Raw genomic sequence first — 13,391 nt, 5'->3', positions numbered from 1 at the left:
AAAAAAGGTAAATGCTTACTTACTTATTTGGTAAGTAAGCAGCGGTGGTTAGCACAGGGTGGCAACAATAACTTGGTCTGCATTAAATAAGGCAGTGATAGAATCATTAACATTGAGTGACAGTGTATCAATCTCGCTATTTGGCAGGGTTGAGCAGAGTGTTTCCCCGCCAGTCAGGGTTACAATAACTTCACTATTATCTTTACCACGTTCTAACATGGTAATTTTACCTGCTAAACAGTTATCGAACTCGGTTGCTTGTGGTTGTTTGCTTAGTTTTACCCAAGGCGCTTTAATGAGAGCAAGTACTTCTTTACCTTCAACTAACCCCAAACGGTTAGCACTTTGTTCGGTTAATGCTGCATTAATCACGGTACTATTGTCCGCTAAACGAATTTGTACATGCTGTTGAACTTGCATGTGGTCGCGAGTGATAAGGGTGCCAAAAAATTGATTACGGGCGCTGGTTTGTAGTGAAAAGCGAGAAATCGCTGCCAGCAGGCTGTCTAAAGGTAGGTTATCTTCTTTTAAGACATCAAACGCTTTTTGTTGGATCTGAGCTAATAAGTCATATAACTGGAGCAGTCTTTCGCCATAATGGGTTAATGTCGTACCGCCGCCTCCTTTGCCACCGGTTGCTCTGTCGACTAAAATATCATCGGTGAGTTGGTTCATCTCATTAATGGCATCCCAAGCACTTTTATAACTGATACCTGCAAGTTTGGCCCCTTGGCTGATAGAACCCGTCGCTTTAATTTGTTTGAGTAGCGCGATACGGCGTGGATCAGCGAATAAACTGCCTTGCAATTTAAGTGTGAGTAAGATTTCTGCCTGCATATTTTTCTCCCTTCCGGCTTGGTTGGTGGTGACAGAGGTAAAAAGCACGTTTAGTATGTCGTTAGTATAATATTTTGTCTAAAATAGTCTCCATTATAACGCTATTATGCGTTATTATTTTGATTTGATTTATAATCAAAAAATTGAGAGTCGAATTTCCCTCGTCAGCGTATCTTGTAGGCTGGTGGGTACAGTATCACTGAAGAGGCTTTTTTATGTTAGAACTGATTAAAAGTTTAGGTTTCGCCCTGATGATGGTTCCTGTTGTGATGTTTTTAATCATGGGCCTGATTTATGGTCTTGGTGCGTTTTTTAACTTGTTATCTAAAGCGCATGTGCCACATCACCACAATACAGAGAACAAGTAACTTTTAGCGAGTTTCTTTTCTGACGGATTATAAAACTCCCTGATAGCTTAATGAGTTATCAGGGAGTTTTTCGTTTAATCGAGTTCCCCTCTATGGATATAATGTATCATGGTAATTTCCATAGAGTTGTCTGCGGCTAGACTGGTTAAATTGTTGTTGTTCTGCTAAAGGTAACGCTAAAAAATTATTTTTGAAATTTTTCAGTGTTTCGACATAATTTTTTGTTGTAGTTTCAGCGAGTTGTTTAACGGCTTCAATGACAAAAAGGCCACAGCCATTTGGCACATTTTCTTGGATATTCCCTTCAATATATTCAATGTCGCTCTGTATTCCAGCTTCTTTAGCGCATTCTGTTATAGTTTGCTTAATTTCCGATGGTAATTGATGGTATGAATTAAAAACAAAGCTTTTAACTTTATTGTCAGTGACGTCGTGATAGAGCATAAATAGCACCCAATGAGCCCCTGTATTTATTGGAAATATTTCGGGCTTATTTAGAAAGTTGCTTTGTCTTTTTATTTCCTCAATAGTTGTTTTTAGCAAAGCCGCGTTGTCCTCGCTGATATCTAAAGGGTAGTTAACTGAAAATAAAGCTAAATAATCATCACTTATTAAGTTTGAATAAAGCTCATCACTTTGCTGCATTCGGTTATCACACCATAAATTACTCTCCGCGAGTGGTTTCGGCGCTGCCGGTTTTATATTATCGGGTTCCATAAATAAACGCGTTAGGCTTAATTTATCTGCAATATTGTTTAATGCGGAGCCAATGATATACAGTAATTTAGATGGTTTAGACAATACGGCTTGGTGATGTGCTGATTGATATAAAACTTTGCTCGTTTCTTGTATTTCTTTATCTACACCTTTCTTCGCTGGCAATTTTCCGCTAAATAAATCAAACAAGATATTTTGTGCTTGTTTTCCTACACTGTCTTGTCGTAAAGCTAGGTTATGTAATAAATCAATACTATTTAAGTTCCCTTCTCCAGACGATTTAGCTAAAGAATCTAAGGTTTCTTGGGGAATATCTTTGTCAAATAGCCCATAAAATTGTTGAGTGGTTAAGCTGCCTGAGTAATAAGCATTAGTTGGAGAATGTACTGTAGGTTGAATTGCCATATTATCTCCTCTGCTTTTATATACTTGTAAAAAGTTGAATGAAATATTCAAAGACTCACGATTTGTGCCGATAAAGTTACAAGGGAAATAAGTTATAAACTATACAAAAACGATTCTTCGTAAACTAAAAACATGGCGTGTCTCTTTACCATTTAGGATAACATGCAGAAAAATTACATCATTTCTTGAGCCAGCACACTTTTATCACGAGTTTGACTTTAAGTTATCGCTGTATCCTGATATATATAGCGTGTTGATTAATACTATGGTGAATAAAAATGAAAAAAGGTTTGGTATCACTTCTCGCGGGTGCAACACTGACACTCACTATGGCTAGCCATAGTTTTGCTGCGGATAAAATAACGGTTTTCGCAGCTGCCTCATTAACTAACGCGCTGAATGAAATCTCTGAGCAATATAAGCAAGAGGCGAAAGTAGACGTTGTGGCATCTTATGCCTCTTCTTCAACATTGGCGCGTCAAATTGAGCAAGGAGCACCTGCTAATCTATTTATTTCTGCTGACCAGCAGTGGATGGATTATGCAATTGATAAAAAATTGATGGTGGATGATACTCGTTATACATTATTAGGTAATGAATTAGTGTTGATTGCACCAAAAGATTCTAAATTGGATAAAGTGGAAATCAATAAGCAAACAGATTGGAAAAAATTATTAGATGGCGGTCGTTTAGCTGTTGGTGATCCTGATCATGTACCTGTTGGTATTTATGCTAAAGAAGCATTGGGTAATTTAGGAGCATGGGAAACGGTTGATCCACTGTTAGCGCGTACTAACAATGTCCGCAGTGGTATGGCACTAGTTGAACGCCAAGAAGCACCTTTAGGCATTGTGTATGGTTCTGATGCGGTTGCTAGCCAAAAAGTAAAAGTAGTTGGTGTATTCCCTGCAGATACGCATAAACCTGTTGAATACCCAATGGCAATAGTTAAAGACCAAGATAATAAAGCGACTCGTGATTATTATGAGTATCTGAAAACTCCAGCAGCTTCTGAGGTTTTTAAACGTTATGGTTTCGAGCCACGTACCAAATAAACATTAAGAGATTATATTGTTGCAGATGTTAAGTCCTTATGAATGGGAAGCAATTTACTTAAGCCTAAAAGTATCAAGCGTAGCGGTATTATTCAGCTTACCGCTTGGGATATTAGTTGCATGGGTATTAGTTCGCTGTAATTTTCCTGGCAAAACATTGCTCGATAGTATTATCCACCTACCACTGGTATTGCCACCAGTGGTAGTGGGTTATTTATTATTGATCAGTATGGGAAAACGCGGTTTTATTGGTGAATGGTTATATAACTGGTTTGGTTTTAGCTTCACCTTTAGTTGGCGAGGGGCTGCGCTTGCTTCGGCCGTGGTCGCTTTTCCGTTGATGGTACGAGCAATTCGTTTAGCATTAGAAGCGGTAGATAGAAAGCTAGAGCAAGCGGCTAGAACATTAGGTGCCACGCCATTGCGCGTTTTTCTCACCATCACCATTCCGCTTTCTTTGCCGGGTATCATTGTAGGCACAGTGCTTGCTTTCGCCCGTTCTTTAGGGGAATTCGGTGCCACGATTACATTTGTATCAAATATACCTGGAGAAACTCAAACCATTCCATTAGCGATGTATACCTTAATTGAGACGCCGGGTGCAGAGGTTGATGCTGCACGCTTATGTATTATCGCGATCGTTCTTGCATTAATTTCATTATTAATTTCAGAATGGCTGACCCGTTGGGGTAAAAAGCGTTTGGGGGTAGCCTGATATGTTAGAACTCGACTTTTCCCAAAAGTTAGGGGACTTACAGCTGGAAGTGAATACACAATTACCAACAGAAAGCATTACTGCGGTTTTCGGGCTTTCTGGTGCAGGTAAAACCTCTTTAATCAATGTGATAGGCGGTTTAACTAAGCCAAATAAAGGGCGGATAGTGTTAAATGGTCGTACATTGGTTGATGTCGAAAAACGGATTTGTTTACCGCCAGAGCAGCGTCACATAGGTTATGTTTTTCAGGATGCGCGGTTATTTCCACATTACCGTGTCAAAAGTAATTTACGTTATGGCATGGCGCCAAAAATGAAAACACGCTTTGATGATATCGTTGAGTTGCTGGGTATCGAAAAGTTACTCAACCGTTATCCAATAACATTATCTGGCGGTGAAAAACAACGCGTTGCGATTGGTCGTGCTTTATTAACTGCGCCAGAAATTCTGCTGATGGATGAACCCCTTGCTTCTTTGGATCTCCCCCGCAAACGTGAGTTATTACCTTATTTAGAAAAGCTTTCTCAAGATGTTAAAATCCCTATTTTATATGTCAGTCATAGTCTTGATGAAATATTGCGCCTAGCGGATAAAGTCATTGTAATGGCTCAAGGGAAAGTTAAAGCATTTGGCCCATTAGAAGACGTCTGGGCGAGCAGTGCATTACGTCCTTGGTTACAGCAAGAAACATTGAGCAGTGTGGTGAGTGCAAAGGTACATAGTCAACACCCTGATTACGATATGACAGCGGTAATTGTCGGCGGTCAAAAGTTATGGGTTCCGCGAGTTGAAATGCAGCAAGGGGCTGAAGTACGTATACGTATCGATGCTTCGGATGTTTCTTTGGTTTTAGAAAAGCCGCAAGTGAGTAGTATTCGTAATATTTTAGCGGCAGAAGTTATTGAATGGATTGAAGATGGTGAGCAAGTTGATGTGAAGCTAGATTTAGGTGAAGAACATTATCTATGGGCTCGCATCACCCGCTGGGCGAGGGATGAGCTTTCTATTCGTAAAGGAAGAAAGGTGTTTGCACAGGTGAAAAGTGTCTCGCTTTCTCGTCAGCTATAGTGAGGCAAATAATTCGACAATGCAGCAAGCTATTTCACATATGGCACATGCAGCATCCAATATTTGTCGGGTATTTTTTCCTTCACGGCTGATTGTTTCAGGGCCATTTGTGAAAAACCCACAAATTTGGGCTGCATTTTGTGATAGTTTTCAACAGCAAAACCGTTTTTTTGGTCAGGCATTACCTGAACTTTCAATGAGCCAAATTAGCCGTAACTCACGGATTTATGGTGCGGCTTTACCTGTTTTGGAACAAACATTAATAGAGTTACTTGCTCAATAGCCTAACGTATTATTAGCTAGCCGAATAAAAAGAGCCGGTGTGCCTCCTTTTATTCGGCTAATGGCTTATAAAACGTACTTACGGATCACTTCGGCAATACCCGGTTCAGTGTTTACACGTGTCACCAGTTTTGCTTGTTGTTTGATTTCATCCACGGCATTGCCCATTGCTACACCTAAACCTGCGGTAGTAAGCATGCTTAAGTCATTGAAGTTATCGCCAAAAGCAACAACATCTTGCATTGTCATACCTTGAGATTCAACCCATTCTTTTAAACGTTGGCCTTTACTATTACCTTTGAGACCAATGTCCACTTGGTCAACCCATGACCATTCGCAGTCTAAGCCAAAGTCCGTTTCAATTTCATGAACGATTTGTTTTAATCTTTCTGTATCTGGGTAGCTAACGGCGAATTTCCATATAGATTCATAGTCATGCATAACATCAGCAAAGTCTTCCACAAACTCAATAGTTGGTCGTTGTGCTACAGGTAATGACTCCGCCCAATTTAAGGTACGTTTAATCCCTTCAGTTTGTGCGTTGTAGAGCATGGCATTATCGACATACATTAGATGTTGAATATCGGTTCCACGTAATTTATCGATCATTTGAGTGACAGAGTCGAGCGGCATCGGATCAGACTTTAACACTTTTTTACCCAAATAATCATATAGGTATGTACCGTTACAACAAATCGCGGGGGTATCAAGGTCTAAGGCTTGGTAAAACGGGTGGATCGCAACATGGTGGCGACCTGTTACTATGATAACTTTAACGCCTTGGCGTCGAGCTTCCTGTAAGACAGCTAAAGATTCAGGTAGGATTTTTTTTTGGTGATCTAGCAATGTTCCATCAAGATCGAGCGCAATAACGCGGTATGACATAAACGGCTCCACGTGATTTTACAGGTTGCCTATCTTAATCAAGTATAAAGATAGGAGGGAAGATGAATTAATTACAGCTATAAATTATCCATTCGAAAATAATTAGCTTAGTATGTTTTATCATCATAGCGTTAACTGAACCGTTTTAGTACCATTATTATCGATCCTTTTGGCTGAAACGGTGGTGCTATTTACTCGCAGCAATTTACTTAATATAGGGTATAGTTAAGCTAATGTAGTGGACTATAGATGCTGTTTAGTATTTTGTCATGAATTAAGGAGTCAGAATGAATCAGGTTGTTTATATTGCCAGCCCCGAAAGCCAGCAGATCCACGTATGGTCGATGAACGAAGTTGGGGAACTCACGCTTTTACAGACAGTAAAAACACCGGGTCAGGTACAACCAATGGTATTAAGCCATGATAAAAAACACCTTTATATCGGTGTTCGCCCAAATTTTCGTGTTGTGACCTATGAAATTGAGCCAAAGGGCACATTACGTTTAAAAGCGGAAACATCCATTCCAGGTACACCGGTTCATTTATCACTTGATAACAATGGCAAATATCTCTTTGTTCCTTCTTATCATCAACACAATTTATCTGTATTGACGATCAATAAAGAGGGCATTCCAAGCCAAGTTGTTCAGGTTATTGAAGGGTTGCGTAACCCTCATTCATCTCATGTTGATACTGATAATCAACAGCTTTGGGTGCCGTGCTTAGGGGAAGATCATATTCGCCTGTTTGATTTGCAAGAAAATGGCTATCTAACTGAAGCGACCGCGGATCAAATTACGACAGCACCGCAGTCAGGGCCTCGTCACCTTGCATTCCACCCTAGTGAGAAAGTGATCTACTGTATCAATGAGTTAGACTCAACCATTGGTGTTTACCGTAAGTTTACCCGTTATCGCACCATGCAAACATTAGCAAACTATCCTGCAGGAAATGAAAGCCAGCGTTGGGCCGCTGATATCCATGTGACGCCTGATGGCCGCCATTTGTATGCCAGTGAACGGTCAGAAAGCTATATTAGCCACTATCTTATTTCTGATGATGGCTGCGAACTCACTTTGGAAGCGCGTTACCCGACAGAAGCCCACCCAAGAGGTTTTAATATTGATAACACCGGCCGCTTTTTAATTTCCAGTGGGCAAAAGTCAGACCATATTTCAGTTTCTGAAATTGACCCAATTACAGGGAAACTGACGCAAATAGGAAGGTATGCGGTTGGGAAAGGCCCTATGTGGGTTATTTCAGTCATCCTTTAATCTTCGTCATACTTCGAGCTATAGCGGTGTTGGCTTCACTCGGCTACTTTTGGGTCACATACTGATGTATGCTCCCCAAGATACCCTCGATTGCCGCCTTGCTATAACTCGAAGTATTTAGAAGATTATCTAATTAAAAACTCAGTAAGGATCACTTCGATTATCATTGAATTTATTGTGTTATCCCAACACTTTTGCCATCGTATTCGTCACTTTACTGAGTTGCTCGGGAGTGATGATATACGGTGGCATCACATAAATCAGTTTGCCGAACGGGCGAACCCAAACGCCATTTTCAACAAATACCTTTTGTAATGCCGCTGTATCCACTGGCTGCTTCATTTCAATAACGCCGATGGCACCGAGGACGCGTATATCCGCGACGCTAGGGTGAGAGCGCAAAGGCATTAATTCAGCTTTGAGTTGTAGCTCAATATTGGCGATGGTTTGTTGCCACGGGCTATTGAGCAATAGTGATAGGCTTGCATCTGCAACCGCACAGGCAAGGGGGTTGCCCATAAATGTTGGTCCATGCATAAAACAACCAGCCTCGCCATTGCTTATGGTTTCGGCGACATGGCGAGTTGTCAGGGTTGCTGATAGCGTCATATAACCCCCAGTTAATGCTTTGCCGATACACATAATATCAGGTGAGATATTTGCGTGTTGACAGGCAAATAGTTTACCGGTGCGGCCAAATCCTGTCGCAATTTCATCTGCTATTAGTAAGAGGCCATAATGGTCGCATAAATCACGTACGCCTTTTAAATAGGCAGGGTGATAGATGCGCATTCCCCCAGCACCTTGAACAATGGGTTCTAGGATGATCGCAGCAATTTCATGGCTATTTTCTGCTAATTGTGCTTCGAGTGGATGTAAATCTGCGGGGTTCCATTCATCATTAAAACCACATTGTGGAGCTTCCACAAACACGTGGGGGGGCAAATACCCCTTGTACAGTCCATGCATGGAATTATCTGGGTCACAAACGGCCATAGCACCAAAGGTATCACCGTGATATCCGTGGCGTAATGTCAAAATTCGCTGGCGTTTTTCGCCTTTGGCTTGCCAATATTGCAGTGCCATTTTTAGTGCCACTTCAACTGCGACAGAGCCTGAATCAGCGAGAAATATGCATTCCAGTGGTTCAGGAGTGATAGTCACTAATTGTTTGCATAGATTTACTGCTGGTGGGTGAGTGATCCCCCCAAACATGACATGAGACATTTTGCTCAACTGAGTGGTAACAGCTTGGTTGAGTTCAGGGTGATTATAGCCATGGATTGCAGCCCACCATGAAGACATGCCGTCAATCAATCTTTTTCCATCAGGCATCACGAGTTCGACTCCTTGCGCTTCCACAATGGGATAGGCTGGAATGGGTTGGCTCATTGATGTGTAAGGATGCCAAATATGTTTGGCATCAAAAGTAATATCAGCATTGTTCATTTTTATCTTCGTCAACTTTTTATGATCATTTTAGTTGACATGATAATCGCAATATTTAAACTGGCAACAACTTTTTCAACTGGAGAGTTCCCGTGAGCCAATTAAAACAGTGGACAATAAAACAAGCTAATGAACTGTTTTCAATGCCTTTTTTTGACTTGTTATTTCAAGCGCAGCAAATTCATCGGCAAAATTTTGATCCCCAACAAGTGCAAGTGAGTACGCTTCTATCAATTAAAACAGGGGCTTGTCCCGAAGATTGTAAATATTGTGCTCAAAGTGCTCGTTATAAAACGGGGCTAGAAACTGAGCGTTTAATGGAAGTACAACAAGTTTTAGAATCAGCTAAGAAAGCGAAGCAAGCAGGTTCAACGCGTTTTTGTATGGGGGCTGCATGGCGTAACCCTAAAGAACGGGATATGCCTTATCTTGAAATGATGGTTAAAGAGGTTAAATCGTTAGGGATGGAAACCTGTATGACACTTGGAATGATTGATAATACCCAAGCCCAGCGTTTAGCAGAAGCAGGCTTGGATTATTACAATCATAACCTTGATACTTCTCCTGAATATTACGGCAATATTATTACAACACGTACATACCAAGACCGTTTAGATACTTTAGAAAATGTGCGTGATGCGGGTATCAAGGTGTGTTCAGGCGGGATTTTAGGGTTAGGGGAAAAAGTGAGTGATCGTGCTGCACTCTTAGTGCAACTTGCCAATTTACCAAAGCCCCCAGAAAGTGTTCCCATCAATATGCTGATGAAAGTCGAAGGGACGCCGATGGCGGATAATGAAGATGTTGATGCCTTTGATTTTATACGCACGATCGCAGTGGCTCGGATCATGATGCCAACCTCCTATGTGAGGCTTTCTGCTGGTCGAGAATATATGAATGAGCAGACTCAAGCGCTGTGTTTTATGGCTGGAGCGAACTCAGTATTTTACGGCTGTAAATTACTGACAACGCCTAACCCAGACGAGAACAAAGACCTCGCATTGTTTAACAAACTAAACATTAACCCAGAGCGAATTGAAACGGATGAGGGAGATAACCAGCAAGCGGCTAAACTAGCCGAAACGTTGCTAACCGCAGATAACCCACAATTTTATAACGCTGTTGTATAATGTCTTGGCAATCATTCATCGAAGAACAGATTGAACAGCGTAAACAAGCGTCGATCTGGCGGCAACGTCAATGTATTGACCGGGCTGATGGCCGGTCACTTTATCTGGCAGACAAAGAATATCTTAACTTCTCATCCAATGACTATTTAGGGTTAACTCACCATCCTAAGGTTGTTGCAGCTTGGCAAAGAGGAGCAAATCAATATGGGGTCGGTAGCGGTGGCTCAGGCCATATTACTGGTTACACCAAAGCACATGATGAGCTCGAAACGGCACTTGCTGAGTGGTTGGGGTATTCAAAGGCACTGTTGTTTATTTCGGGTTTTGCTGCCAACCATGCTGTGATCACGGCGTTGATGACACAAAACGACCGTATTTTAGCAGATAAATTAAGTCATGCTTCAATCATCGAAGCTTCGATGCATTCAGGGGCTAAATTACGTCGCTTTCATCATAATAATACATCATCTCTAGAACATCTAATCACTAAGCCTATTACAGGGAAAACTCTTGCTGTCACTGAAGGGGTATTCAGCATGGATGGCGATAGTGCGCCTTTGCGACAATTACAACAAATCGCCACAAAACACAAAGCTTGGCTGATGGTTGATGATGCTCATGGGATTGGAGTTAAAGGTGAGCAAGGACGTGGAAGCTGCTTTGAGCAGGGAGTTAAGCCTGAAATTTTAGTGGTGACGTTTGGTAAAGCATTCGGTTTAAGTGGGGCAGCAATACTTTGTGACCAGCAAACCGCTGACTTTTTGGTGCAATCTGCACGCCACTTAATTTATAGCACGTCAATGCCGCCTGCACAGGCCGTCGCCATTTTATCGGCGATGCAACAAATCAAGCAAGCAGATGAAGCGCGTTTTAATCTTAACCAACATATCGAATACTTTAGAAATAATGCGAATTTCAATGGGATGAAACTAGCCGACTCAAAGACGGCTATCCAACCATTAATTGTTGGTGATAACCAAGCTAGCCAACAACTCGCAAATTTTTTGCGTAATAGAAATATTTGGGTTCACGGGGTCCGCCCACCCACAGTGCCAGTGGGAAGTGCTAGGCTACGGATCACATTAAGTGCCGCCCATAGACGTCAAGATATTGATCAATTATTGGAGACTTTAGATGATTTCGTCTCTATGTCGTGAAAAGCATAAAATAGCGGCTGCTTTTGGCCGCGCTGCGAAAAATTACGATTCTGTTGCTAGCTACCAGCAAGCAACAGGAGAACAGCTGTTGAAGCAATTGACATCCGAATTAGCATTAATGGCACATTCAGCACCATTACGGGTGTTGGATGCGGGGTGTGGCACGGGGTATTTCAGTCAAAAACTTACAGCTCAAGGTTACCAAGTCACAGCGTTAGATATTTCTGTAGGGATGTTAGATGTTGCAGAAGGGAAGTGTGCTGCGGATCATTATATCTGTGCAGATATAGAAACGATCCCATTAGCGGATCAAAGTGTTGATGTCGTGTTTTCCAATTTAGCACTCCAATGGTGCCAAGATATCACTCAAGCATTAAGCGAATTATACCGTGTGACTAAACGTGGGGGAATAGTGGTATTTACCACACTGGGAGAACATTCATTAAGTGAATTATCGAGCGCTTGGAAAGCATTAGATGATGCTCCTCATGTTAATGTGTTTTTGGGAGTTCAGCAAATGCGCAATAGCTGCCAAAGATGGAGAAATCAGCTAACTATTCAAAAAGATACATTGTATTTTTCTGGAATTACAGAGTTACTTCATTCATTAAAAGGGATAGGGGCAACTCATTTAACCGCTGGGCGCAAAACGGGGTTAATGACACGCCAGCGCCTAAAACAGCTTGCGGCTGTATATCCGATAACAGAACAAGGGTTACCTTTAACTTATTATACGGTATTTGGGGTACTTTATCGTGACTAAAACGTATTTTGTAACAGGAACGGATACCGAAGTTGGTAAAACGGTCGTAAGCTGTGCTTTATTGCAGTCTGCAAATTGCCAAGGTGTTAAAACAGCAGGTTACAAGCCAGTTGCATCAGGCAGTGAAATTACACCACATGGTTTACGAAATAGTGATGCATTACTATTGCAAGCAAATAGCGGGTTAACATTACCTTATAGCGCAGTTAATCCGATTGTATTTGAAGCACCAACATCCCCGCATATAATTAGTGATAAATTGCAGCAACCGATCGAATTTTCAGTGATCAATAAAGGCTTACAGCATCTACAATCGCAAGCGGATTGGGTATTAGTTGAAGGTGCTGGTGGTTGGTATACACCGTTATCCCATGAACAGACTTACGCTGATTGGGTTATCGAACAGCAATTACCAGTGATTCTAGTTGTGGGCGTTAAGTTAGGTTGTATTAACCATGCATTATTAACGATGAAAGCGATTATCGCTTCAGGCTTATCAGTGGTTGGTTGGGTTGCTAATGAGGTAGAACCCCCTGGGAATTACCAAAAACAGTATTTAGAGACACTTAAACATATGATTAAAGCACCTTGCTTAGGTGTGATCCCGCATCGCAAAGATATAATGGGCTGCTCATTGGGGCAGTTTTTAGATCTTTCTTTACTAACATCTTGATCAAACATTTTAAAATGATGAATCAGCCCCTATATAGAAAGCGATAGTGGGCTGTAATAATTGTTAATTATATTGGCGATCTTTTTAACGTGATCAACCTAAATTTTGTCAAGTTTTTCACCTGAGATACCTGCTGGATCTTCGTAAAAAAGATAAAATCCCTTTTTCGTAGCGGATACTACGTAAAAATTTTTTCATCGAACTGCCATCTTATTGTCATTTAGCTATCATTTAACAAATTTTAGATATTGCGTGAAAGCATGAGCCCTAAGGGCTTCAAGAGTTATCCACTATTTCTGTGGATAACCTTGTGTATTAACGTTATAAAACAAGTTCTATGCTAGGTGACAAGCGGCTTTGCCTTTATTTGATGTGAATCTGGACTCGAAATTAATTTATTTTAAATTCAATTGGTTAAATAAAATCAAGCCTTCAATTTGTATTTAACATAGGGCGCAAAAAGGCAATAGCATAAAATATAAAGTTTAGAAAAGGTCAAGTACTTTTTTGGGGATAACATTTTTATAAACTTATTGGAATGGTTAATTACAGAAAATTTCATCTCAGGGCTTGAAGCTGGTTTTTTATCCAGTATTATAACGCAAGAGATAA

14 protein-coding genes are annotated in these 13,391 nt (G+C 41.0%); 10 read left to right on the top strand and 4 right to left on the bottom strand.

Translation table 11 applies throughout. The features are described from left to right. Positions 1-48: 48 nt before the first annotated feature. On the bottom strand, positions 49-837 hold the full coding sequence (modE, locus tag M1F14_RS18445) for a molybdenum-dependent transcriptional regulator (RefSeq protein ID WP_181469145.1): 789 nt from the start codon (positions 835-837) through the stop codon (positions 49-51). 215 nt (positions 838-1,052) lie between these two features. Between modE and M1F14_RS18440 the strand changes: the two genes are divergently transcribed. Further along, positions 1,053-1,205 (top strand): AcrZ family multidrug efflux pump-associated protein, encoded by a 153-nt coding sequence (locus tag M1F14_RS18440; protein ID WP_004256731.1) that lies wholly within the window; start codon positions 1,053-1,055, stop codon positions 1,203-1,205. Between the two features lie 90 nt (positions 1,206-1,295). Here the strand turns inward: M1F14_RS18440 and M1F14_RS18435 are convergent, their stop codons facing one another. Continuing rightward, a complete protein-coding gene (locus tag M1F14_RS18435; protein ID WP_181469146.1) occupies positions 1,296-2,327 on the bottom strand; it encodes an ElaD/SseL family deubiquitinase in 1,032 nt (343 codons plus the stop codon). Between the two features lie 278 nt (positions 2,328-2,605). On the opposite strand from M1F14_RS18435, the gene modA reads away from it, so the two are divergent. Genes modA through M1F14_RS18415 form a run of 4 tightly spaced genes read left to right on the top strand, consistent with a single transcriptional unit; the run spans position 2,606 to position 5,449 of the window. Next, positions 2,606-3,382 (top strand): molybdate ABC transporter substrate-binding protein, encoded by a 777-nt coding sequence (gene modA / locus M1F14_RS18430; protein ID WP_306804601.1) that lies wholly within the window; start codon positions 2,606-2,608, stop codon positions 3,380-3,382. Positions 3,383-3,407: 25 nt separating this feature from the next. Then, the gene (gene modB / locus M1F14_RS18425) at positions 3,408-4,097 is read left to right on the top strand and encodes a molybdate ABC transporter permease subunit (RefSeq protein ID WP_042846620.1); all 690 of its coding nucleotides are present in this window, start codon (positions 3,408-3,410) and stop codon (positions 4,095-4,097) included. 1 nt (position 4,098) lies between these two features. Further along, positions 4,099-5,166 (top strand): molybdenum ABC transporter ATP-binding protein ModC, encoded by a 1,068-nt coding sequence (modC, locus tag M1F14_RS18420; protein ID WP_042846619.1) that lies wholly within the window; start codon positions 4,099-4,101, stop codon positions 5,164-5,166. Next, positions 5,141-5,449 carry a hypothetical protein gene (locus tag M1F14_RS18415; RefSeq protein WP_129466772.1) on the top strand — a complete coding sequence of 103 codons (309 nt, stop codon included), beginning with the start codon at positions 5,141-5,143 and terminating at the stop codon, positions 5,447-5,449. Before modC ends, M1F14_RS18415 begins: the two co-directional genes overlap by 26 nt. Positions 5,450-5,514: 65 nt before the next feature. On the opposite strand, the gene M1F14_RS18410 is transcribed toward M1F14_RS18415, so the two are convergent. Beyond that, entirely contained in the window at positions 5,515-6,333 is an 819-nt protein-coding gene (locus M1F14_RS18410; protein ID WP_181469147.1) for a pyridoxal phosphatase, read from the bottom strand. Positions 6,334-6,620: 287 nt separating this feature from the next. Between M1F14_RS18410 and pgl the strand changes: the two genes are divergently transcribed. Then, the gene (gene pgl / locus M1F14_RS18405) at positions 6,621-7,607 is read left to right on the top strand and encodes a 6-phosphogluconolactonase (RefSeq protein WP_042846613.1); all 987 of its coding nucleotides are present in this window, start codon (positions 6,621-6,623) and stop codon (positions 7,605-7,607) included. A gap of 180 nt (positions 7,608-7,787) precedes the next feature. On the opposite strand, the gene bioA is transcribed toward pgl, so the two are convergent. Continuing rightward, a complete protein-coding gene (gene bioA, locus M1F14_RS18400) occupies positions 7,788-9,056 on the bottom strand; it encodes an adenosylmethionine--8-amino-7-oxononanoate transaminase (protein ID WP_048606487.1) in 1,269 nt (422 codons plus the stop codon). 92 nt (positions 9,057-9,148) lie between these two features. Between bioA and bioB the strand changes: the two genes are divergently transcribed. Genes bioB through bioD form a run of 4 tightly spaced genes read left to right on the top strand, consistent with a single transcriptional unit; the run spans position 9,149 to position 12,779 of the window. Further along, positions 9,149-10,186 (top strand): biotin synthase BioB, encoded by a 1,038-nt coding sequence (gene bioB / locus M1F14_RS18395; protein ID WP_042846611.1) that lies wholly within the window; start codon positions 9,149-9,151, stop codon positions 10,184-10,186. Beyond that, positions 10,186-11,343, top strand: coding sequence for an 8-amino-7-oxononanoate synthase (gene bioF, locus M1F14_RS18390; protein ID WP_042846610.1), 1,158 nt, complete (start codon positions 10,186-10,188; stop codon positions 11,341-11,343). The genes bioB and bioF overlap by 1 nt, the downstream gene beginning before the upstream one ends. Continuing rightward, positions 11,321-12,106 carry a malonyl-ACP O-methyltransferase BioC gene (gene bioC / locus M1F14_RS18385; protein WP_071547845.1) on the top strand — a complete coding sequence of 262 codons (786 nt, stop codon included), beginning with the start codon at positions 11,321-11,323 and terminating at the stop codon, positions 12,104-12,106. The genes bioF and bioC overlap by 23 nt, the downstream gene beginning before the upstream one ends. After that, positions 12,099-12,779 carry a dethiobiotin synthase gene (gene bioD, locus M1F14_RS18380; protein WP_181469148.1) on the top strand — a complete coding sequence of 227 codons (681 nt, stop codon included), beginning with the start codon at positions 12,099-12,101 and terminating at the stop codon, positions 12,777-12,779. The genes bioC and bioD overlap by 8 nt, the downstream gene beginning before the upstream one ends. Positions 12,780-13,391: the final 612 nt, after the last annotated feature.

The organism is Providencia sp. PROV003 (genome assembly GCF_045040775.1).
Classification (GTDB): Bacteria; Pseudomonadota; Gammaproteobacteria; order Enterobacterales; family Enterobacteriaceae; genus Providencia; species Providencia huashanensis.
The sequence above is the reverse complement of the archived record's forward strand: the minus strand, read 5'-3'. Positions and strand labels throughout refer to the sequence as shown.